This is a genomic window from Roseinatronobacter thiooxidans, from assembly GCF_001870675.1.
Taxonomy (GTDB): Bacteria; Pseudomonadota; Alphaproteobacteria; order Rhodobacterales; family Rhodobacteraceae; genus Roseinatronobacter; species Roseinatronobacter thiooxidans.
In genome coordinates, this window is sequence record NZ_MEHT01000045.1 from 92,091 (window position 1) to 112,094 (window position 20,004).

Genomic DNA, 20,004 nt, shown 5'->3' on the forward strand with positions numbered 1-20,004 from the left:
ACAGGGCCGCTTTTGGCGCGACAGGACGGAGAAATCACATGCATTTGAACTTGAAAAGCCCCGGCATTGGGCGCGCAAGCTGTCTGTTTGCCGCCCTTGCACTTTCCGGTTGCACGCTGAACCCGATGATGGCCCCGTCATCCCCACGGCCAGCCTCGGTCGCGCCCAGCGCGCCCGTTGTCGGGACAGCCCCCGCAGACATGTCAGCGGGCGTCTCCGCGTCGGCGGCGGAACAGGCCTGCATGGGTGCAGGGCGCGAACGAAATCTGGATGTTGTGGGCGTGGTCGGGTCCAGCAGCGCCACCGGCGCAGATGGCGCGCCCTCGCGCGATGTCATGCTGCGCGTGCGCCGCAACGGGTCCGAAATTGAAGTGCGGTGCAATTATGCCAGCAGCACAGGTCTGGCGCGGATCATGCTGATCTGAAGAAAAGGCCCAAGGCTGTCACAGCCTTGGGCCTTTCAACCTGTCATATGGTCTTGCCGCGCACCTATTGCGTTGTGCTTTCAAGCAACGCGGGAATGGCTTAACTTTCCCGCAAATGGCCTTAGCGCTTGCGATCCCTGCGCGAACTCATGGGCTGGAACGCGACCGAGACATGCGCCTCGCAATAGGGTTTGCCGGGCTTGACCGGCAGGCCACAGAACCAGAAATCTTCGGTCGCCGGGTCACCAATCGGCCATTTGCAGGTCCGCTCGGTCAGTTCCAGCAGCGTCAGTTTGCGCGCTGTCTTCTCGACTTCGCGCACAGTGGCCAGGGCTTCGGGGTCAATCTCGTTGGCCGAAGGCTGCGGCGGCAAAGGCTGTCCGGCAGGAATGATGGCGCGCGGGGTATAGACCTCCGGCGCATCGTCTTCTTCTTCCTCTGGCTCTGCCGGCTCGGCCACGCTGGCGGCTGCGGCGCGTTCGGCCTTGGCTTGGGCCAGATCGACCACAGGGTTTTCAACCACAGGTTTCGGCTCTGGCGCTTTGGGCGCGGCTTTTGGCGCTGCGGGTGCCGCTGCGACTGGCTCCACACTCACCTTCGGTTCTGGCGCGACCTCTGGCTTGGGGTCGGCTTTCACCTCGGGTTCGGGGGCGTTGCGGTTGGACAGTCCAAGGCGATGGACCTTGCCAATCACGGCATTGCGCGTCACACCGCCCAACTCTTTTGCGATCTGAGAGGCCGAATGCCCCTCATTCCACATTTTCTTCAGCAGTTCGACGCGTTCATCTGTCCAGGACATCTTTGGTTCTCCGACCGGCGGAAGGGGCGCAGGGCATCCCTTGGCATATAACTTGCCCATAGTATCGGGCGAGTGGATGAAATACATGGCAACGGCGCTAAATACAATCGCTCAAGGGCAGGAAAAACATTCCCTGCCTTTTTATACCATTCAACGGGGGACCGGCATGGCTGATGATGCAGCACAGAACTTTCCAATGGGCGCGCGCCGCTTTGGGCGGGTCAACTGGTTGGGGCTTGGCGCACTCGCCAACCGCGAGGTGCAGCGCTTTCTGGTGGTCTGGACCCAAACACTTGCTGCACCTTTGGTGACAGCGGGGCTTTTTCTGGCGGTCTTCTCGCTGGCCATCGGCCCCGCGCGCGGCGAAGTGCTGGGCGTGCCCTTCATCGTGTTTCTGGCACCCGGCATCCTGATGATGACCGTCATTCAGAACAGCTTTGCCAACACCTCCTCCTCCATCGTGATTTCAAAGGTGCAAGGCAATATTGTGGACACGCTTATGCCGCCCCTGTCCCCCACAGAGCTGCTTCTGGGCTATCTGGCGGGCGGTGTGGCGCGCGGGCTGATGGTGGGCGCGGTCATCACACTGGCGCTGTGGCTGCTTCTGGGCCAGCCTGTCACGCATCCTGTATGGCTTTTGCTGTTTCTGACGCTGGGTGCGGCGTTTCTGGGGGTGCTGGGCATTGCGGCGGGCATCATCTCGAACAAGTTTGACCAGATTGCAGCGATCACCAATTTCATTGTTGTGCCGCTGTCCTTTCTGTCGGGCACCTTCTATTCCATCGCCACCCTGCCCCCGACGCTAGAGGTGATGAGCCGCTTTAACCCTGTCTTCTACCTGATCGACGGCGCGCGCTATGGCATGATCGGCGCATCGGACGCGTCGCCCCTGCTGGGCTTGTGCGTGGTCGCAGGCGCAACCACAGCCATCGGCGCGGTGTGCTGGCACTGGCTGCGCACAGGCTACCGGCTGAAACCCTAACCACCTGCCGAACTCGTGAGCGGCACCGCGTTGTGTATGCCACTGGACCTGATAGAGTATTGTCAAAGATTACAGGGCGCTGCGCATGAATACTTCCTCTTTCTTACTGGCCTGTGCTTTCAGCTTGGGTTTCGCGTCATCTGTTGCGGCGAATGATGCGCTATGGCGCGACTGTCGCACCTGCCACGCGGTCGTTGCACCTGATGGCACGGAACTGGCGCGCGGTGGGCGCAGCGGGCCAAACCTGTATGGCATTGCCAACCGGCCATTGGCAGGTGATTCGGCCTATCGCTTTTATTCCAACGATCTGAGGGCGGCAGGCGCAGCAGGCAAGCGCTGGACCGAGGATGATTTTGTCGCCTATCTGGCAAATCCCGACCAGTTCCTGCAATCCGCAACAGGCAACCCGCAGGCCGAAAGCGGCATGCATGTGCAGTTGCGCAGCAATGCGCGCGACCTGTTCGCCTATTTGCGCGGCCTGTCGAACTGACCTGAAATACTATGGGAAAAGTGAGAGACTGGACATCGACCCAGACGGAAAATGCTGCGGCTGCTTCCTTCCGGACCTGACCGGGTTGGCAAGGCGTCTGCCCGCGCCAGCCTCTCACGCGTGCATCTAAGGGGTTCAAACCGGCTTTGCAAGCGGCGAGGGTTCAGATCAGCGCATGATCCGCGCGGTTTTTTCCATGCGGACAGCTCTGGGGGCAGAACGCCCCAGCGCATGGGCGGGACAAACGCGGTTTGCGCGCTAGTTTTGCGTCGTGCCATCATGCGTGCGCTGTGTTGCAGACACACTAACCTTTGCGAGATAAGTTTTAAGACACTCAACGACAGGAAACCCCACGAATGCGTAAACACCTTTTGACGACAGCCTGTGCGCTGCTGGCTTTCTCGCCCCTATCGGCACAGACACCTGACCCCACTGACTGGGACAGCGTGTTGGAGGCTGCGCGCGGGCAGACTGTGTATTGGCATGCATGGGGGGGTGATCCGCGGATCAATGCCTTCATCGCCTCGGTCGGGGCGGATTTGCAGACGCGCTATGGGGTGGCGCTGGAACATGTGCGGCTGGCCGACACTGCCGATGCTGTGACGCGCGTGATATCAGAGCGGCAGGCCGGGCGCGACACCGGCGGCGCGGTCGATGTCATCTGGATCAATGGCGCGAATTTCGCCTCGATGAAAGAACAGGGCCTGTTATTCGGCCCCTTTGCGCAAGCGCTGCCCAACTGGCCCTTGGTTGACACACAGGCAAACCCCGCCGTGCTGGTCGATTTTACGCTGCCGGTCGAAGGCTATGGCAGCCCTTGGGCCATGTTCCAGATGGTGTTTGAATATGACAGCGCCACCCTGCCACAGCCGCCGCGCACGCTTGACGCCTTGCGCGCATGGATCGCAGACAATCCGGGGCGCTTCACCTACCCGCAACCGCCCGATTTTCTGGGCACCAGTTTTCTGAAACAGGCACTTTATGGGGTGCTGGAAGATCCGTCCGTGTTGCTGGATTCGGCGGATCAGGTAGATTACGACGCAGTCACCGCGCCCCTTTGGGCATTCCTCGATGAGATCACGCCGAACCTGTGGCGACAGGGCCGCGCCTATCCGGCCAATGAACCCGCACTTGGGCAATTGCTGGCGGATGGAGAGATCGACATCGCCTTTGCGTTCAACCCCGGTCGCGCCTCTGCTGCGATTGCCGATGGTGAATTGCAGGATACAGTGCGCACCTTCGTGTTCGAGGAAGGCACGCTGGCCAATTCCTCTTACCTGTCGATCCCCTATAACGCCGCCAATACCGAAGGCGCGCTGGTGCTGGCAAACCTGATCCTTGACCCCGAAATTCAGGCCCGCGCCCAAGACCCTGCCATTCTGGGCTTTCAAACCGTTCTGGGCCTGCACCTGCTGGAAGATGACGCACGCGCGCGCTTCGATGCGCTGGAACTGGGCGTGGCAACCCTGGCCCCCGACCAGATGGGCACCGGCCTGCAAGAACCGCACCCCACATGGATGACGCTTATTGCCGAAGACTGGGCCGCGCGCTACGGCACGGGCCAGTAACTTGGCGCGACTGGGGCTATGGGCAGCACTTGCCTGTCTTGCCCTGCCGGTTATGGCAGGGCTTGCAGGCGTGATCGGTCCGGCCTTTGGCTATATGCCCGCTTTGGGCGGCACAGAGGTCACGCTTGCGCCATGGCGCGCCCTGCTGGCATGGCCGGGGCTTTCGGGCGCGATATGGCTGTCTGTGTTCAGCGGGCTGCTTGCAACATGCATCTCGCTTGGGCTGACGCTGCTGATCGTGGCGGCATGGCAGGGCACGCGGTCTTTCACATGGATCACCCGCGCGCTGGCCCCGCTGCTATCCCTGCCCCATGCGGCGGCAGCCTTCGGGCTGGCCTTTCTGATCGCGCCGTCCGGCTGGGTTGCGCGGGGCCTGTCACCTTGGGCAACAGGGTGGGACCGCCCCCCCGACCTGCTGATCGTCAATGACCCTTGGGGGCTGGCGCTGGTGGCGGGGCTGGTTGTCAAGGAAGTGCCGTTTTTGCTGCTGATGACGCTGGCCGCCCTGCCCCAAGCCGACAGCCTGCGCAGCCAGATGGTTGCGCGCGCGCTGGGGTATGGGCGCGTGACGGGCTGGCTAAAGGCTGTGGCCCCGCGCGTTTATGCCCAAATCCGCCTGCCGGTCTATGCCGTACTGGCCTATTCCATGTCGGTGGTCGATGTGGCCCTTATCCTTGGGCCAACGCGCCCGCCCACTTTGGCCGTGCAGATCCTTGACTGGATGACCCATCCCGACCTTGGCTTACGCTTTCAGGCGGCGGCGGGCGCGCTGCTGCAACTGGCGCTGGTGATGGGCGCGCTTGCCCTTTGGCGGCTGGCAGAGGTGCTTGTTGCGCGCCGGGGCGTGGCTTGGGCAGCATCAGGCGGGCGCGGTGTGGCCCTTGACACCGCCCTGCGCCCGCTGGGGGCTATGGGCGCGCTTGGCATAGGGCTGGCGGTCGGTCTGGGGCTGGCAGGGTTGCTGGTCTGGTCATTTGCGGGGTTGTGGCGCTTTCCGGCGCTGCTGCCCGATATCTGGACCCTGCGCAACTGGGGCGGACAATCCGACAACCTGCGCCGCATCGCGGCCGAGACGGGCATCATCGCGCTTGGCGCAACCTTCATAGCACTTTGCCTGAGCATTGCCGCCCTACAGGCCCAAAACACGGCCCGCATCTCCGGCATTGGCCTGATCTATCTGCCGCTGATCGTGCCGCAGATCGCCTTTCTGCCGGGGCTTGCAACATTCGCTCTGGTGCTGGGCGCGGATGGCACGCGGCTGGCGGTGATGGCCGTGCATCTGGTATTTGTGTTGCCCTATGTTTACCTGTCGCTGGCCGATCCGTGGCGGGCATGGGATGCGCGCGCGGGGCTTGCGGCGGCTAGCCTTGGGGCGCGCCCTGCCCGCGTACTATGGGCCGTGCGCCTGCCAATGCTCGGCCGCGCCATCCTTATCGCAGCGGCAGTGGGTTTTGCCACATCGGTGGCGCAATATCTGCCAACGCTTTTAATCGGGGCAGGCCGCGTCAGCACAGTCACAACCGAGGCGGTGGCGCTGGCATCATCTGGCAACAGGCGGTTGATCGGGGTCTGGGCGGTGGTGCAAATGGCGCTGCCAATGGCTGTCTTTGCGCTGTGTCTTGCTGTGCCTGCCTTGCTTTTCCGCAACCGTCGCGGCATGCAGATCGCATGAGCCTGCGCCTTGACACATTGAGAATCTCGCATCAGGGCGCGGTCATGGTCGCGCTGAATCTCGACGTTGCCGCGGGCGAGGTTCTGACCATCATGGGGCCATCGGGCTGTGGCAAATCCACCCTTCTTGCCGCGCTGATCGGTGCGCTGCCCCCTGCCTTCACCGCCACCGGCAAGGTGTTTCTGGAAGGGCGCGAAATTACCCACCTGCCCACCCACGCGCGCAAACTGGGCATTTTGTTTCAGGATGACATTCTGTTTCCGCATCTGAGTGTTGCGGGCAATCTGGGCTTTGGCCTGCCCAAAGCCGCCCCGAACCGCGACGCGGCAATCGCGCAGGCGCTGGTCGAGGCAGGATTGGACGGGATGGGGCCGCGCGACCCTGCCACACTTTCAGGCGGGCAGCGCGCCCGCGTGGGGCTTATGCGCACGCTTTTATCCGCGCCACGCGCGCTTTTGCTGGATGAACCCTTCGCCAAGCTTGATGCTGATCTGCGGGTACAGATGCGCGAATTTGTCTTCTCTGCCGCCCGCACGCGCGGGTTGCCGGTGATCCTTGTCACCCATGACCGCGAGGATGCGCGCGCGGCTGGCGGGCGCGTGCTGGGCGTGACGGGCACCGCGCTTGAGGTTTGAAACAGCGGCATTTTTTGCAACTGCTTTTGCCGGACCAAGCACTTGTCAAGATATTTACTAAAACCCCCGAACCCATAAAAAAGATTAACAAAACTGAACGAAAACTTGTTTCAGACATTAAAATCTGTGTCTATCATGGGGCGTCTCGAGAGGAGAATTGGGACGTATCGGAGACTTGTCCGACAATGGAGGAAAAAATGAACAACTGTTTTGTAAACGGACTGCGCGCGCTTGTGGTCCCTGCTGCGGCGCTTGCCTTTGGCATGGGTCAGGCCGCTCAGGCGCAGGAATTGTCAATCGCCACTGGCGGGACAGGCGGCGTCTACTTCCCGTATGGCGGCGGCTTGGCCGAGGTGATCAACAACCATGTCGAGGGCGCCTCTGCCAGTGCCGAAGTGACAGGCGCATCGGTCGAGAATGTCGCGCTGGTCTCGCGCTTTGATTCGGATATCGCGCTGGCGCTGGCCGATACTGTCTATGCCGCCTTCCACGGGCAAGAACCGTTCGAGGGGCGTCAGGTCAGCGAATTGCGCGCGCTTGCGTCGATCTACCCCAATGCGGTGCAGATCGTCACTTTGGCAGATAGCGGCATTTCCAGCATCGAAGACCTGCGCGGCAAGCGCGTGTCAGTGGGTGCGCCCGGGTCTGGCACCGAAGTCAGCGCGCAAACGCTGCTGGCCGCCAATGGCATCACCTATGACGATTTCGAGCCACAGCGCCTGAACTTCAACGAAACCGCCGATGCGCTGCGCGATGGCGATATCGATGCAGGTTTCTGGAGTGTGGGTCCGCCCACCAGCTCGATCATGAACCTTGCCACAACCCGTTCTATCAGCGTGGTCGCCTTGACAACCGACCAGATCGCAGCAGCAACGGAAGTTGAACCCACCTTCGCGCCCTACACCTTGCGCGCAGGCATGTATGACGGCATGGGCGAGTCTGTTCTGACAATCTCGACCCCGAATGTGCTGATCGTCCATGCCGATATGGACGAGGAACTGGCCTATAACATCACCAAGGCGATGTTTGAAAATGTTGCGGAATTGATCGCGATTCACCCCGCCGCCAATGACACGACAATCGAGTTCAGCATCGACGCAACGCCGATCCCCTTCCACCCCGGCGCGCTGCGCTATCTGGAAGAAATGGGTGCAACGCCACAAGACCATCAGCGTCCGTGACGGGCAGATCTGCGGGGCGGCTGGCTTTGGCCGCCCTGTTTCTGTCTGCTCCTGCGCTTGCTGGCCCTGCGCTTGCTGGCCCTGCGTTACAGGCGCAGGGGCGTGACGGGGGGGTGATTGCCGCCTTTCCCATGCCCGAGGGCCACGAGATTTGCCTGCATTGGGCGCATTCCGTGACGGGTGGCAAAGTGGCCGACTGTTTCGAGAACCGCATGGACCGCTTGACGCTGACGCGCAGCTATCTGCATGATTTTGCAGCCGGTCTGGGCGAGGTTGAGGGGCGTGGCACGCTGACACCCGCGCCGCAAGGCGGCTATTGGATCATGGATATCAATGAGGCCTTGCCGGACAACCGCCTTGCGCTGCGCACAGGCTCTGGCGCGGTCGGGCACAGGCTGGTGGCGGGCGAAAAAACCATCGCCCTGCCGCTGCAAACTGCGCTAACACTTATTCTGACACGTCCCAACTGACAGGCCGGTCCCAATGACATCACAAGCCGATCCGACAACCCTCTCTGCGCCCGATCAGCTTGAAGGTGGCACCATTCCGGCAAATCTGCGCTCGGCGGATGCGTTCCAGCCAAAGCCGGTGCTGTGGCTGATTACGGCGGTCGCCATCGCGCTGTCGCTGTTCCAGCTGTATACGGCGGGGATCAAGCCCTTGGGGCTGTTTTACCAGCGCACGGCGCATCTGGGCTTCGTGCTGTTTCTGGCATTTCTGATCTTTCCTGTCTTCGGCCAGACCCGCAGACGCGGCGCACTTGGCTGGATCATAGATGCGGGCTTTCTGACGGCGGCCTTCCTCAGCGGGTTTTACATCATCTGGTATCTGGATGACATTATCGCCCGCGCAGGTTGGTGGACATCGACCGATATTACAGTGGGTATCATCTGCATTATCGCAGTGCTGGAAGCCAGCCGCCGCGCGGTGGGGCTGGGGCTGACGGTCATCGGGGCGATTGCCATCATTTATGCGCTGGCAGGCCCGCGCGGTGCCCTGCCCGGCCTTGGCGAATGGATGCCGGGCGTGCTGTCGCATCGCGGCGCAAGTGTGGACCGGCTGGTGGGCCAGCTATACCTTGGGCAGGAAGGCATATTCGGCCTGCCGCTGGGTGTGGCCGCGACCTTCGTTTTCATGTTCGTGCTGTTCGGCGCATTTCTGGAGAAAACGGGTGCTGGCAAATTCTTCATCGATCTGGCCTTTGCCGCCACAGGGCGCAAACCGGGCGGGCCTGCGAAAGCGGCTGTGATTGCCTCGGCGGGGATGGGGTCGATTTCAGGATCTGCCATTGCCAATGTGGTGACGACCGGCGCCTTCACCATCCCGCTGATGAAGCGGCTGGGCTACAAGCCCAAACAGGCCGGCGGGATCGAGGCTGCCGCCTCGACCGGCGGGCAGATCACCCCGCCCCTGATGGGCGCGGGCGCTTTCCTGATCTCGGAATACACGCGGGTGCCGTATATCGAGATTGTCATCGTCTCGATCTTTCCGGCCATTCTGTATCTGGGGACTGTCTATCTGTTCGTGCATATCGTGGCGATGAAACAGGGCATGAAGGGGATGTCGCCATCGGAATTGCCCATCGTGCGGCAGGTGCTGAAAGCGGGCTGGCAGTTCATCGTGCCGCTGGTGCTGCTGGTGTGGCTGCTGGTCAACAATATCTCGCCCATGCGGGTGGGGTTCTGGGCGATTCTGTCGGTCATCGGGGTTGCGGGCCTGAGGGGGGCATGGGCAATCTGGGCTGACGGGCCAATGACCGGCGCGCGCGTGCAGGCATCAATCCTGCGCGGGCTGCGGATGATCTACGAATCGCTTGAACTGGGCGCGCGCAACGCGGTGGCCGTGTCGATTGCCTGCGCAGTGGCGGGCATCATCGTGGGCGTGGTGGGGCTGACAGGGTTGGGGCTGAAATTCTCGTCCATGATGATCTCGCTTTCGGGCGGGAATATCGTGATCGCGCTGGGGCTGGTGCTGCTGGCCTCGCTGATCCTTGGGCTGGGGCTGCCGGTCACGGCCAGTTATATCGTGCTGATCGTTCTGGTGGGGCCTGCGCTGCATAATGAATTCGGCATCCCGCTGCTGATCGCGCATCTGGTGGTGTTCTGGTATTCGCAAGACAGCAATGTAACCCCCCCTGTGGCGCTGGCAGGGTTCGCGGGCGCTGCAGTGGCGGGCGCGAAACCCATGGAGACCAGCATGCAGGCTTGGAAATTCGCCAAGGGCCTGTATCTGATCCCCGCTTTCATGGTGTTCAATCCTGTTATCATCATGGGCGGAGAGCTGTGGTATGTGCTGCTGACGGGCGCGATTATCATCATTGCGCTGGTGGCCTTTGCCGCCGCGATTGAGGGGTATCTGTTCACATGGATCGACCCTGTCTCGCGGCTGGCGATGGTGCCTGCGGTGATTGCGGTGTTCCACCCCTCGCTTGCGGTTGAACTGGCAGGGGCGGCGGTGTTGCTGGCGCTGCTGGGGTGGAACTGGGCGCGCGCAAGGCGCAGCCTTGTGGCCTAGGCCGCGCGCGGGTGAATGCCGAATATGTCATCTGCCCCTATCTTGACACATCCCCCAGATCGGCCCGATCTGATACTGGTGGATGGGGGTGCGCAAAGTCACGCCCCCGTTGCAAGGAAAAACAACCCAAGACCGGGCAAGACCCCGGCGAAACAGGCTTATGAGGCGCGCACCCTATGCGGATCGGACCCATTATTCTTGCGGCAGCACTGACGCTTGTCAGCACCAGCGCCCTGCATGCGGCCCCAACCCAATGCGAAACGAAGATTGACGGCGAAGCTGTCACCATTTTTTACAACACCGATGACCCGACATTTTCCTCACTCCGCGAAAGGTTCCTGCGGCGCGGGCACCAATGCCCCGGCGCTGTGGTCATCACCTATCTGATGCCAGATTTGTCGGCATCCGAGCGCGAGGTCTTTTGCGCCAATTATGACCCGAAGACCAAAAGCCATTCCCTGCCCGCGCAGGGGCGGCGCGACAGTTTTGGCCGCTGTGTGGAACCCTCGAAAACCTGCGCATTGGTAAACACCACCAAACAGGAGGCAATCGCGCTGATGGGCATGGGCCAGCGTGCCGAAGAGGGCACCCGCCCCGGCCTGCTCTCCTCGACCATTTCCGCTGTGACACACAGTTCGGGCGCGATGATCCTGTCAGGCAATGCGGGCGCGCTAAGCGGTCTTCTCTCTTCCGTCGGTGCGGCTGCCAGCGCACCTGCGGTGCTGGCGGGTGCGGCGGCCAGTGTGGTTGTGATCGGCGGTGCGGTATACCTATGCAGCGATGATTGAGCGCGCGCGCAGCTAGGCCGCAAGCGCCATCGCGCGCGCGGTAATCCATGCCAAAACGGCATAGCGTCCGGTTTTGGCAATGGCGACAAGCAAGGCGAATTGCCACAAGGGCGTGCGCATGATGCCTGCAACCAATGTGAACCAGCCCAGCACCGGCGCCCAGCTTAGCAGCAGCGACCACACGCCATAGCGGCGAAACCAGCCCTGTGTGCGTTCAAGCTGGTCTGGGCGCATCGGGAACCAGCGCCTGTCGCGGTAGGTTTCCACCCGCATGCCAATGGCATAATTCACGAATGCCCCCAAAGTGTTGCCCAGACTGGCAATCACAACCAGCATGACCAAACCCGAGACATTGCCAAGCTGTAAGGCCACAAAGACCGCTTCGGACTGGAACGGGATGATGGTCGCCGCCAGAAAGGCCGCGGCAAACAAGGTGACAAGCGCGGTCAGGGTCAGCATTTTGGGCCTTCGGAAATAGGCGCTGGAGATGCAAAAATGCCGCATGCGGACAAAGTTTGCATCCGCACCCGTCTACAGGCGCACACCTTCGCGCCCTGCAAGATCGGTGAAGAATTGCCACGCCACGCGCCCAGACCGGCTGCCGCGTGTGGCCTGCCACTCGATCGCCTCGGCGCGCAGACGATCTGCCGCGATGCGCAGGCCATAAGCCGCACAATAGCCTTCGATCATGGCAAGGTATTCGTCCTGCCCACATGGGTGAAAGCCCAGCCACAGCCCAAAGCGGTCGGACAGAGAGACTTTCTCTTCGACCGCTTCTGACGGGGAAATCGCGCTGGAGCGTTCATTCTCGATCATGTCGCGCGGCATAAGGTGCCGCCGGTTCGAGGTGGCGTACAGCACCACGTTGTCGGGCCGCCCTTCGACCCCGCCATCCAGCACCGCCTTGAGGGATTTGTAATGCTGGTCGTCATGGCTGAAGGACAGATCATCGCAAAACAGGATGAACCGCGCCGATGATCTGCGCAAATGCCCCATCAACCGCGCGATCGAGGGCAGGTCTTCGCGCTGGATTTCCACCAGCTTCAGCGCGCTGTCGGGTTCCAGTTCCAGCACGCGCGCATGCACAGCCTTGACCAGCGAGGATTTGCCCATCCCCCGCGCACCCCATAACAGCGCGTTATTCGCGGGCAACCCTTTGGCAAATTGCAAGCTATTTGCCAACAGCGTGTCGCGCGCGCGCCCAATCCCCACCAGCAGGTCAAGCGCCACGCGGTTCACTTGCGGCACGGGTTGCAGATGATCGGGCGAGACATGCCAGACAAAGGCTTGCGCCGCGCTCACGTCCGGCGCAGGCGCTGCGGGCGGCGAGAGGCGCTCAAGCGCCTCGGCAATGCGGTGCAATGCGTCTTCAGAGGTGAAACCCTGCTCGGCCCGCGACATCATTTCTCGTCCTCCATCTCGTCGCGGAAAATCTCTTCTTCCTCGTCATCCAGCAAACCTTCGCGGCGCAATTCCTCGTTGCGTTTGCGCTCGACATAGCCGACCAGACGGATCGAGATTTCATACAGGCCATAAACCACAGCGAACAAGATAACCTGCGTGATCACATCCGGCGGGGTGACCAGCGCTGCCAGTGTCAGAATGCCCACAATCGCCCATTTGCGCCCCGCGCGCAGGCCGGCTTCGGAGACAAGACCTGCCTTGCCCATCAATGTCAGCAATACCGGCAACTGAAAGCACAGACCAAACGCCACGATAAACTTGATCGTCAGGTTCAGATATTCCTGCGCAGAGCCTTGGAACACAACTGACAAGGGTGCCGCGCCGGTAACCCCTTCGACCACTTCGCCGCCGCTGCCAAACTGCTGGAACCCAAGGAAAAAGTTATAGGCCAGTGGTGTGACCACATAGAAGGCGAAAGACGCGCCCAGAAAGAACATGAAGGGAGAGGCGACAAGAAACGGCAAAAAGGCGTTCTTTTCTGACCGGTACAGGCCGGGGGCCACGAAGCGCCACATCTGGCCCGCGATGACAGGGAAAGACAGCATGAACCCGCCCAGAAGCGACACTTTGATCGCCACGAAAAACCCTTCTTGCGGGCTGATGAAGATCAGGTCGCAATCCTGCCCACGCGATGACAGCGCATCACATAACGGGGCGGTCAGAAAGTTGAAGATGGGCGTGGCGACTGTAAAGCACAGCACCATGCCCACAACGAAAGCGAAAACCGACTTGATCAGACGATTGCGCAATTCCGCCAGATGCTCGATCAGCGGTGCGCCCTGGTCGTCGATCTCGTCACGCGGGTTGGATGTGCTCATGCTTTGCTCTTGTCCGGTGCATCATCGCGCGGCCTGTCCGAGGGGGTCGGTGCATCCTGCGGCTTCGGGGCGGGGGCGTGGTGCGCATCTTTTTCAGGGGTGTCAGCGGGCGCGGGCTTTGGCGCGCGGTCCTTGCGCAGGCTGTCCATTTCGGCGGCAATGCGGTCCATCGCCTCTTCGTCGTCATCAGCGCTTGTCGCGGCGGGCTTGCCAGCCGCAGGTTTGGCCGGTTTTCCCTTTGCATCCGAATCCTTCAAAGGGTCCCAGTTGCGCAGCTTGTTCACCTCGTCCAGCCCCATGCTTTTGGGGTCGGTGGCCTTGCGCAGGTCGCGTGCAACATCCTTGACGCCTGTCGAATCGGCTGCATCGTCCATTGCGCGCTGAAATTCGCGCGCCATGGATCTGGCCTTGGCCGTGAACTGTCCAAGCGTGCGAAACATCTTGGGCAGGTCTTTTGGGCCTACCACAATCAATGCCACGATGCCTATCACCAGCAGCTCTGTCCAGCCGAGATCAAACATCACATCCCCTTTGCACCTGATTATTCAGGTTTACGACAGTCCATATCTGCACCATGAGCGCCCCCCCTGACAGGTTCAGGGAAAGACTGGTTCAGACCTTGTCCTTGTCATTTTCGGGGGTGACATCACGCGCGGATTTCAGAGTCTGGTCATCTTGGGATTTCTCGATCTCGTCCGAGCCTTCTTTGATGCCCTTCTTGAACGACGTGATGCCTTTGCCCACCTCGCCCATCAGCGCGCTCACTTTGCCGCGACCGAAAAGCACAAGCACGACAACCGCAATGATAATAAAGCCAGCAGGCCCGATATTGTTTAGCATGAGTGTCTCCCTCTGCCGCGACAGCCAACAGGACTGCGCAGTCATACGCATTCCATTTATGGATTATCGACGCCAGTTCAAAGCCCCAAATTCAGAATCAGGACAATTTCCTGTGCGCGGCAGGGACATCATTAGTCCCAAAGCTGGTGCACATCTGCCAATATGGGGCCAATCACGCGATTGCGGCCAGACTCTTTGGCTTTGTAAAGATACTCGTCCGCCGCCGACATCAGCGCATCGCGCGTTGCGGTCTGGGCCGAACAGGTTGCCACGCCCAAGCTTGCTGTAAACTCGATGGCGGGGAAATCGCGCACGATTGTGCCTTCGATGACCGCGCGCAGCCGCTCGGCGATTTCCATCGCTGATTCTGCATCTGCCAGCAGGATAACGCCGAATTCCTCGCCGCCCAAGCGGCCCAGCCTGTCACAGGGCCGCAATTCCGACTGGACCACATGCGCCACCGCACGCAAAACCGCATCACCCGCGGCATGCCCGTGAGTGTCATTGATCTTTTTGAAATGGTCGAGGTCAAACACCACAAGCGAGCAGGACACCCCACTGCGCGCCCATGTTGCAACCGCGCGCCCCAGATCGGCCATGAAGGCGCGGCGCGTCAAGGCGCGGGTCAGCATGTCGCAATGCGCAACCGACCACAACGCATGGTGTTCTGCCGCAAGCACAGCAAAGCCCGCAAGCATATGGGCGGCACCGGATTCGAAATCCTGCGCATAGGCGCGCAAAACACCGACGCGGCGGCCCTGATGGACAAGCGGTGCCTGAATGCAGGCCAGACCGGCAGGCACAGGTTGCATCGGTGCGCCATCGAACTGGATATTGACATGGCTTGCGCCCGTGGTCTGACGGACGAGGTAAAAGATCGTATCATATTGCTCGTTCACCGATTCAGGAGCAGCGAAGGATTGATCGTTCCCGGATGCAGCTTGCGAAGGTAAATCATAAGCCATGTCATGCGTCTCGCTTGTTACCGAAAAATCTATGCATTTAAACGCGCGGATGTGTTTGATCCGCGCAGGTTCTTAATTAGAATTTAATTATGGCGATTTATGGGCCAGACTCGGCACATAGTTAGGGCAAGGTTAACGCCCCAAGCGCAACACTGCGCCCGACATGCCCCATTTTTGCCCCGACTGTCGCAGCCTGCCCGCAAGGCACCCCGCGCGGTCAGGCGTCACTCTGTGTCCAGCAGTGACCTGAACTGTTGCTTTTGCTTGTCTGTCCAGTTCACATGCAGCGTATAGCCCTGCGCGTCTTGCTGTTCGTCTTCAACCACCCCCTGAGAGAACAGCCATGCCCGCGCGCGGCCCTGCGCGAAACTCAGATGCAGCTCCGACATATATCGGGTATCGTCCAGCTGTTCGGTCAGGGCGGTGAAAAAAGCCTCCAGCCCTTCGCCCGTGACCGACGACCCCAGATAGACATCTTTTTCCATCTGCGCCCGTTCCACCAAGGCGGCATGCTGCGCCTGTGGCAGCAGATCGGCCTTGTTCCACAGCGCAATCTGGCGCGTCTGCGCCCCGACCCCCAGATCCGCCAGAATATCGCGCACATTGCGCGCCTGTTCTTCTGTCTCGGGGTGGGCGATGTCGCGGACATGCACGATCAGATCGGCCTCTAGCACCTCTTCCAGCGTGGCGCGGAAGGCGGCGATCAGCTGCGTGGGCAGGTCCGAGATGAAGCCCACAGTATCGGACAGGATCACATCCTTGCCGGTGGGCAGGCGCACTGCGCGCATGGTGGGGTCAAGCGTTGCAAACAACATGTCCTTGGCCAGCACCTCGGCCCCTGTCAGGCGGTTGAACAGCGTGGATTTTCCCGCATTGGTATAGCCCACCAGTGCCACTACAGGGAACGGCACCTTGCGCCGCGCGGCGCGGTGCAATTCGCGTGTGCGCGTCACTTTGGCAAGCTGCCTGCGCAAGCGCACCATCTGCATGTCAATGGCGCGGCGGTCTGCCTCGATCTGTGTCTCGCCCGGACCGCCGACAAAGCCAAGCCCACCGCGCTGGCGTTCCAGATGGGTCCATGCCCGCACAAGGCGGGTGCGCTGATAACTCAGCGCGGCCAGCTCCACCTGCAACACCCCTTCGCGGGTGCGCGCGCGGTCGGCGAAAATTTCAAGAATCAGGCCGGTGCGGTCCAGCAGTTTGACCTTCCATGCCCGTTCCAGATTGCGCTGTTGCACAGGTGTGACAGGACCATCAATCAGCACAAGGTCAATCTCGGCCTGAGAGATGACCTCTCCCAACTCCTCGACCTTGCCTGATCCGAACAGCATGCCGGGATGGCCCTTGGGCAGGCGCACGATGCGGTCATCCACCACATCCAGCCCCGGCAGGGCATGCGCAAGCGATACCGCTTCGGCCAATGCCAATTCGGGGTCACGCACACGCACCTGCGATTTTATTTCAGGATGCAGCACCATCGCACGGGTGGGTTTCTCCCCCGTGTCAATGCCACCGCCCGAAGGTTCAGAGGGCATGGGTAAAATCAGCCTTCACCCTCGTACAGCGAAATCGGCTGCCCCGGCATGATGGTTGAAATGGCGTGCTTGTACACAAGCTGGCTTTGCCCATCGCGGCGCAGCAGCACGCAGAAATTGTCAAACCAGGTAATCACACCTTGCAGCTTGACCCCGTTAATCAGGAATACTGTCACAGGAACCTTGTTCTTGCGGACATGGTTCAGAAATGCATCTTGCAGGTTTTGTTTGTCACTGGCCATGCGCTTGCCTTTTTGTCAGGGCGTGTTTGATTTACGCAGAGAGCCTATCTCCCTATGTATTGATTATGGGGCGCGATTCGGAAAACTTCCAGCCCTGAAACCTGATAAATTTCGACACAAGTGAAATTTTATTTCAATCAAGGCGTGTCTGGCGGGTCTAGCGGCGCCAGAAGACCGACAGCAGAAGCAACAGTTCCAGCCGCCCCAACAGCATGCCAAAGGCCAGCACCAGCTTGCCAATGTCGCCCAGGGCCGACCACAATAGCGGCTCTGGCCCGCCGATCTGGGCCAATGGGCCTGTTGTTGTCAGCGCAGCGACAGAGAAGATCACAGACTCCTCCAGTCCCAGCCCTGTCAGGGTCAGCAGCGCGGTCAGCGCAGTCAGCGAGAAGATGAAGATCATCAGGAACAACCATGCTGAAAACGCCCCTTCGCGGCGCAGGCTGCGCAAGCGCGGGCCATCCCCGCCGACACTTTCAGGGTAGACAAGTTTCGACACTTCGCGCCGGGCCTGCCATGCAAGCGCAAAGACGCGCATCAGTTTCAACCCGCCTGCCGTGGTGGCCACCCCCCCGCCCAGAATGACCAAGCCCAGCATCACGATACCAGCCGCGCCGGGGAAGACCGACGCAACGCCGCCGCCCACCTCGCTGATAAATCCTGTCGTGCTAAGGAAAGACAGGCTGGTAAAGACATGCCCCCAGATCATTGCAAGTTGCGCGCCCGGCCCTCCCGCCTGCGGCAGCAATATCGCACGCAGCACAAGCGCCACAAAGATGACCAGCAAGACAGCCCCAGCCAGCAACAATTCGGGGTCGCGCCAATATGGCCCCTGCCCCTGCTGCATGCCGCGCGCGCCCGGCCACAGCCTGCGGCTGAGTGCCAGAACCAGAAACACAGCGATCAACATTTCGGATGCAATGCCGCTAAGCGCCCCGTCCGGCGCGATGCCAGAGGTGGACAGCGTGGACATGGCCAGCATCAACGCGATGATGGGCGGATTGCCTGCAATGGACAAGGCCACCCATAACAGCAGCGTCACCCCCACATAGACCGGCGCAATCACCCGAAGCTGGTCGGCCATGCGCGGCAAGGTCTTGTCATCATAGCTTTCATCGATCCGCGTGGGCTGGTGCACCTCGCCCCATGCCGAAGAAGCCCCCACCGCGCCAGAGCGGTTGCGAAACAACTCGAACCCGCCCAGATTAAGCGGTGCCAGCAGCGCAATCGCCACCACCATAAGGAACAGCCCGCCCCCCCATGCCACTGTCGCGCGCCACAAATGCAGGCTGCGCGTGCCCTCGCCCTCCAGCACGCTGGCCCCTGTGGTGGTGAAGGCAGACAGCATTTCAAACCATGCATCGATAAACCGGATACCGGGCACCGCTTCGGTCAGCGGGATCGCCATCAGCACTGGCAGGAACAGATAGGCAAATGTCAGGTAATAGAACGGATGCGCGCCGCCCGCAGCCACCACAGGGCCAGAGCGGCTGGCAAGATAGACCAGCCCCGTCACACTGGCCAGCAGCCCCGCAGAATACAGAAACGCGCGCGCCAGTGCATGTTCGCGCAGCGTAAAACCCACTGCCGCAGGCAACAGCATGGCCAGCGCCGTCACCCCCATCAGGGTTACCATGATCACGACTCCATGCGATCTGCGTGGCATCAGTGCCTCTCTCTCGCGGGTGCGCGGGCGGTCAGAAGAATTCGACCGCGACCTGTAGCAATTCATCGACTTTCGGCACATCCCCTGTCAGCGAGAAGATCACCACCAGATCGCCTTCGCGCAGCACCATGTCGCCATTGGGGCGCAAAAACTCGCCCTTGCGCGACACCCCGATCAGCAAGGCCCCTTCGGGAAAGGCTATGTCGCGCACGCGTGCATTCGACAATTGCGATGTGGACAGAACCTGCGCTTCGATCACCTCTGCCTCTCGGTCGCCCAGCAGATAGACCGAGCGCACGCGCCCGTGCCGCACATGGCGCAGGATCGAAGACACCGTCAAGGCGCGCGGGTTGATATGCGCGTCAATCCCCATCGCACCGGCAAGCGAGACCATGCCGGGGTCATTGATCAGCGAGATGGCTTGCGTCGCCCCAAGAGACTTGGCGCGCACCGCCGCCAGCAGATTGGTCCGGTCGTCATCGGTCAGCAACAACACCGAATCAATCTTGCCGATGCCCGCCTCGTCCAGCAGGTTGGCATCCATGCCATCGCCATGCAGCACGATAGAGCGTTCCAGCCCGTCGGCCGCGGCCTCGGCGCGGGCGCGGTCGCGCTCGATCACCTTGACGCGCACGCGCACGGGCTGGTTTTCCAGTGCCCGCGCCACCGACAGCCCGACATTGCCGCCCCCGATCACCAGGACGCGTTCCTGACGGGCGGGGGCTTTGCCAAACACCTCGAAAGCGCGGATCACATCGCGGGCATCGACCAGCACATAGATCTGGTCGCCCGCATAAAGCTGGTCTTCGGGTTCAGGGGCAAACAGCCGCTTGCCGCGCCGCACGCCTGCCACCATGATTCGCAATGTCGGAAACAGGTCCGACAACTGGCGCAATGATGTGTTCAGAACCGCGCAATCTGCATCCAGCGCCAAGCCGATCAGCAGCGCCTTGCCCTGAAAATACTCCTGCACATCAAATGCCTCGGGGTAGGCCACGCGCTTCAACGCGGCCTGCGACACCTCGCGCTCGGGGCTGATGATGACATCGATGGGCATATGCTCGCGCCGGAACAGGTCGGAATAGCGCGGGTCCAGATAGGATTGTTCGCGCAGGCGCGCGATTTTGCGGGTAACGCCAAAGACCGAATGCGCAACCTGACAGGTGACCATGTTCACCTCGTCCGAATAGGTGGCGGCGATGACCATATCGGCATCCCGCGCGCCGGCCTGTTCCAGAATGTTGGGATGGCTGGCAAAGCCCACGATGCCTTGCACATCCAGCGCATCGGTTGCGCGGCGCACCAGTTCTGGCTTGCTGTCCACAAGCGTCACATCGTTGCGTTCACTGGACAGGTGGCGCGCAATTTGCCAACCCACCTGCCCTGCCCCGCAGACAATAACCTTCATGGCGTCATCATT

At 61.2% G+C, this 20,004-nt stretch carries 21 protein-coding genes and 1 other RNA gene; 10 read left to right on the top strand and 12 right to left on the bottom strand.

Annotated elements, in window-relative coordinates; translation table 11 throughout:
- Positions 1–38 precede the first annotated feature (38 nt).
- Complete coding sequence (locus BG455_RS14395; protein WP_071470704.1) at positions 39–425, top strand: hypothetical protein; 387 nt, start codon at positions 39–41, stop codon at positions 423–425.
- Between the two features lie 121 nt (positions 426–546).
- Here BG455_RS14395 and BG455_RS14400 read toward each other — a convergent pair whose 3' ends face one another.
- Positions 547–1,224 (bottom strand): GcrA family cell cycle regulator, encoded by a 678-nt coding sequence (locus BG455_RS14400; protein ID WP_071470705.1) that lies wholly within the window; start codon positions 1,222–1,224, stop codon positions 547–549.
- A 166-nt stretch (positions 1,225–1,390) separates the two neighbouring features.
- On the opposite strand from BG455_RS14400, the gene BG455_RS14405 reads away from it, so the two are divergent.
- A complete protein-coding gene (locus tag BG455_RS14405; RefSeq protein WP_071470928.1) occupies positions 1,391–2,206 on the top strand; it encodes an ABC transporter permease in 816 nt (271 codons plus the stop codon).
- An 85-nt stretch (positions 2,207–2,291) separates the two neighbouring features.
- On the top strand, positions 2,292–2,696 hold the full coding sequence (locus BG455_RS14410; protein ID WP_071470706.1) for a c-type cytochrome: 405 nt from the start codon (positions 2,292–2,294) through the stop codon (positions 2,694–2,696).
- An 18-nt stretch (positions 2,697–2,714) separates the two neighbouring features.
- Here the strand turns inward: BG455_RS14410 and ffs are convergent.
- Positions 2,715–2,813, bottom strand: an RNA gene (ffs, locus tag BG455_RS14415) — signal recognition particle sRNA small type.
- A gap of 239 nt (positions 2,814–3,052) precedes the next feature.
- Between ffs and BG455_RS14420 the strand changes: the two genes are divergently transcribed.
- The 7 genes from BG455_RS14420 (at position 3,053) to BG455_RS14450 (ending at position 11,054) form a co-directional block, all read left to right on the top strand.
- Positions 3,053–4,264: an ABC transporter substrate-binding protein gene (locus BG455_RS14420; protein ID WP_071470707.1), complete on the top strand. Its 1,212-nt coding sequence runs from the start codon at positions 3,053–3,055 to the stop codon at positions 4,262–4,264.
- 52 nt (positions 4,265–4,316) lie between these two features.
- Positions 4,317–5,936, top strand: a complete 1,620-nt coding sequence (locus tag BG455_RS14425; protein ID WP_245735569.1) for an ABC transporter permease — start codon at positions 4,317–4,319, stop codon at positions 5,934–5,936.
- Positions 5,933–6,571: an ATP-binding cassette domain-containing protein gene (locus BG455_RS14430; protein WP_071470709.1), complete on the top strand. Its 639-nt coding sequence runs from the start codon at positions 5,933–5,935 to the stop codon at positions 6,569–6,571. Before BG455_RS14425 ends, BG455_RS14430 begins: the two co-directional genes overlap by 4 nt.
- A gap of 197 nt (positions 6,572–6,768) precedes the next feature.
- Positions 6,769–7,752: a TAXI family TRAP transporter solute-binding subunit gene (locus BG455_RS14435; RefSeq protein WP_084386507.1), complete on the top strand. Its 984-nt coding sequence runs from the start codon at positions 6,769–6,771 to the stop codon at positions 7,750–7,752.
- The gene (locus BG455_RS14440) at positions 7,749–8,222 is read left to right on the top strand and encodes a DUF1850 domain-containing protein (RefSeq protein WP_071470710.1); all 474 of its coding nucleotides are present in this window, start codon (positions 7,749–7,751) and stop codon (positions 8,220–8,222) included. The genes BG455_RS14435 and BG455_RS14440 overlap by 4 nt, the downstream gene beginning before the upstream one ends.
- Before the next feature lie 13 nt (positions 8,223–8,235).
- The gene (locus BG455_RS14445; RefSeq protein ID WP_071470711.1) at positions 8,236–10,266 is read left to right on the top strand and encodes a TRAP transporter permease; all 2,031 of its coding nucleotides are present in this window, start codon (positions 8,236–8,238) and stop codon (positions 10,264–10,266) included.
- A 176-nt stretch (positions 10,267–10,442) separates the two neighbouring features.
- Positions 10,443–11,054 carry a hypothetical protein gene (locus BG455_RS14450; protein ID WP_071470712.1) on the top strand — a complete coding sequence of 204 codons (612 nt, stop codon included), beginning with the start codon at positions 10,443–10,445 and terminating at the stop codon, positions 11,052–11,054.
- Positions 11,055–11,066: 12 nt separating this feature from the next.
- Here the strand turns inward: BG455_RS14450 and BG455_RS14455 are convergent, their stop codons facing one another.
- The 10 genes from BG455_RS14455 to trkA all read right to left on the bottom strand — a co-directional run bounded on the left by BG455_RS14455 (position 11,067) and on the right by trkA (position 19,992).
- Positions 11,067–11,513 carry a YqaA family protein gene (locus tag BG455_RS14455; RefSeq protein ID WP_071470930.1) on the bottom strand — a complete coding sequence of 149 codons (447 nt, stop codon included), beginning with the start codon at positions 11,511–11,513 and terminating at the stop codon, positions 11,067–11,069.
- Positions 11,514–11,585: 72 nt separating this feature from the next.
- Positions 11,586–12,455: an ATP-binding protein gene (locus BG455_RS14460; RefSeq protein ID WP_071470931.1), complete on the bottom strand. Its 870-nt coding sequence runs from the start codon at positions 12,453–12,455 to the stop codon at positions 11,586–11,588.
- A complete protein-coding gene (tatC, locus tag BG455_RS14465) occupies positions 12,455–13,336 on the bottom strand; it encodes a twin-arginine translocase subunit TatC (RefSeq protein ID WP_071470713.1) in 882 nt (293 codons plus the stop codon). Before tatC ends, BG455_RS14460 begins: the two co-directional genes overlap by 1 nt.
- Positions 13,333–13,857 carry a Sec-independent protein translocase protein TatB gene (gene tatB, locus BG455_RS16985; protein WP_084386458.1) on the bottom strand — a complete coding sequence of 175 codons (525 nt, stop codon included), beginning with the start codon at positions 13,855–13,857 and terminating at the stop codon, positions 13,333–13,335. The genes tatC and tatB overlap by 4 nt, the downstream gene beginning before the upstream one ends.
- Before the next feature lie 91 nt (positions 13,858–13,948).
- Positions 13,949–14,176: a twin-arginine translocase TatA/TatE family subunit gene (locus BG455_RS14475; RefSeq protein WP_071470714.1), complete on the bottom strand. Its 228-nt coding sequence runs from the start codon at positions 14,174–14,176 to the stop codon at positions 13,949–13,951.
- A 131-nt stretch (positions 14,177–14,307) separates the two neighbouring features.
- Positions 14,308–15,141 (bottom strand): GGDEF domain-containing protein, encoded by an 834-nt coding sequence (locus BG455_RS14480; RefSeq protein ID WP_071470715.1) that lies wholly within the window; start codon positions 15,139–15,141, stop codon positions 14,308–14,310.
- Between the two features lie 224 nt (positions 15,142–15,365).
- Positions 15,366–16,676, bottom strand: a complete 1,311-nt coding sequence (gene hflX / locus BG455_RS14485) for a GTPase HflX (RefSeq protein WP_071470716.1) — start codon at positions 16,674–16,676, stop codon at positions 15,366–15,368.
- Positions 16,677–16,684: 8 nt separating this feature from the next.
- Positions 16,685–16,918, bottom strand: a complete 234-nt coding sequence (gene hfq, locus BG455_RS14490; protein WP_071470717.1) for an RNA chaperone Hfq — start codon at positions 16,916–16,918, stop codon at positions 16,685–16,687.
- Positions 16,919–17,075: 157 nt separating this feature from the next.
- The gene (locus BG455_RS14495; protein ID WP_071470718.1) at positions 17,076–18,584 is read right to left on the bottom strand and encodes a TrkH family potassium uptake protein; all 1,509 of its coding nucleotides are present in this window, start codon (positions 18,582–18,584) and stop codon (positions 17,076–17,078) included.
- A gap of 31 nt (positions 18,585–18,615) precedes the next feature.
- Positions 18,616–19,992 (bottom strand): Trk system potassium transporter TrkA, encoded by a 1,377-nt coding sequence (gene trkA / locus BG455_RS14500; protein ID WP_071470719.1) that lies wholly within the window; start codon positions 19,990–19,992, stop codon positions 18,616–18,618.
- Between the last annotated feature and the right edge of the window lie 12 nt (positions 19,993–20,004).

Bases quoted from the DNA above. Each gene is read 5' to 3' on its own strand.
- BG455_RS14495 (WP_071470718.1), bottom strand. From the start codon at position 18,584: ATGCCACGCAGATCGCATGGAGTCGTGATCATGGTAACCCTGATGGGG.
- hfq (WP_071470717.1), bottom strand. From the start codon at position 16,918: ATGGCCAGTGACAAACAAAACCTGCAAGATGCATTTCTGAACCATGTC.
- BG455_RS14450 (WP_071470712.1), top strand. From the start codon at position 10,443: ATGCGGATCGGACCCATTATTCTTGCGGCAGCACTGACGCTTGTCAGC.
- BG455_RS14430 (WP_071470709.1), top strand. From the start codon at position 5,933: ATGAGCCTGCGCCTTGACACATTGAGAATCTCGCATCAGGGCGCGGTC.
- hflX (WP_071470716.1), bottom strand. From the start codon at position 16,676: ATGCCCTCTGAACCTTCGGGCGGTGGCATTGACACGGGGGAGAAACCC.
- BG455_RS14410 (WP_071470706.1), top strand. From the start codon at position 2,292: ATGAATACTTCCTCTTTCTTACTGGCCTGTGCTTTCAGCTTGGGTTTC.
- tatB (WP_084386458.1), bottom strand. From the start codon at position 13,857: ATGTTTGATCTCGGCTGGACAGAGCTGCTGGTGATAGGCATCGTGGCA.
- BG455_RS14405 (WP_071470928.1), top strand. From the start codon at position 1,391: ATGGCTGATGATGCAGCACAGAACTTTCCAATGGGCGCGCGCCGCTTT.
- BG455_RS14420 (WP_071470707.1), top strand. From the start codon at position 3,053: ATGCGTAAACACCTTTTGACGACAGCCTGTGCGCTGCTGGCTTTCTCG.
- BG455_RS14435 (WP_084386507.1), top strand. From the start codon at position 6,769: ATGAACAACTGTTTTGTAAACGGACTGCGCGCGCTTGTGGTCCCTGCT.
- BG455_RS14460 (WP_071470931.1), bottom strand. From the start codon at position 12,455: ATGTCGCGGGCCGAGCAGGGTTTCACCTCTGAAGACGCATTGCACCGC.
- BG455_RS14475 (WP_071470714.1), bottom strand. From the start codon at position 14,176: ATGCTAAACAATATCGGGCCTGCTGGCTTTATTATCATTGCGGTTGTC.
- tatC (WP_071470713.1), bottom strand. From the start codon at position 13,336: ATGAGCACATCCAACCCGCGTGACGAGATCGACGACCAGGGCGCACCG.
- BG455_RS14445 (WP_071470711.1), top strand. From the start codon at position 8,236: ATGACATCACAAGCCGATCCGACAACCCTCTCTGCGCCCGATCAGCTT.
- BG455_RS14425 (WP_245735569.1), top strand. From the start codon at position 4,317: ATGGCAGGGCTTGCAGGCGTGATCGGTCCGGCCTTTGGCTATATGCCC.
- trkA (WP_071470719.1), bottom strand. From the start codon at position 19,992: ATGAAGGTTATTGTCTGCGGGGCAGGGCAGGTGGGTTGGCAAATTGCG.
- BG455_RS14395 (WP_071470704.1), top strand. From the start codon at position 39: ATGCATTTGAACTTGAAAAGCCCCGGCATTGGGCGCGCAAGCTGTCTG.
- BG455_RS14455 (WP_071470930.1), bottom strand. From the start codon at position 11,513: ATGCTGACCCTGACCGCGCTTGTCACCTTGTTTGCCGCGGCCTTTCTG.
- BG455_RS14480 (WP_071470715.1), bottom strand. From the start codon at position 15,141: ATGGCTTATGATTTACCTTCGCAAGCTGCATCCGGGAACGATCAATCC.
- BG455_RS14400 (WP_071470705.1), bottom strand. From the start codon at position 1,224: ATGTCCTGGACAGATGAACGCGTCGAACTGCTGAAGAAAATGTGGAAT.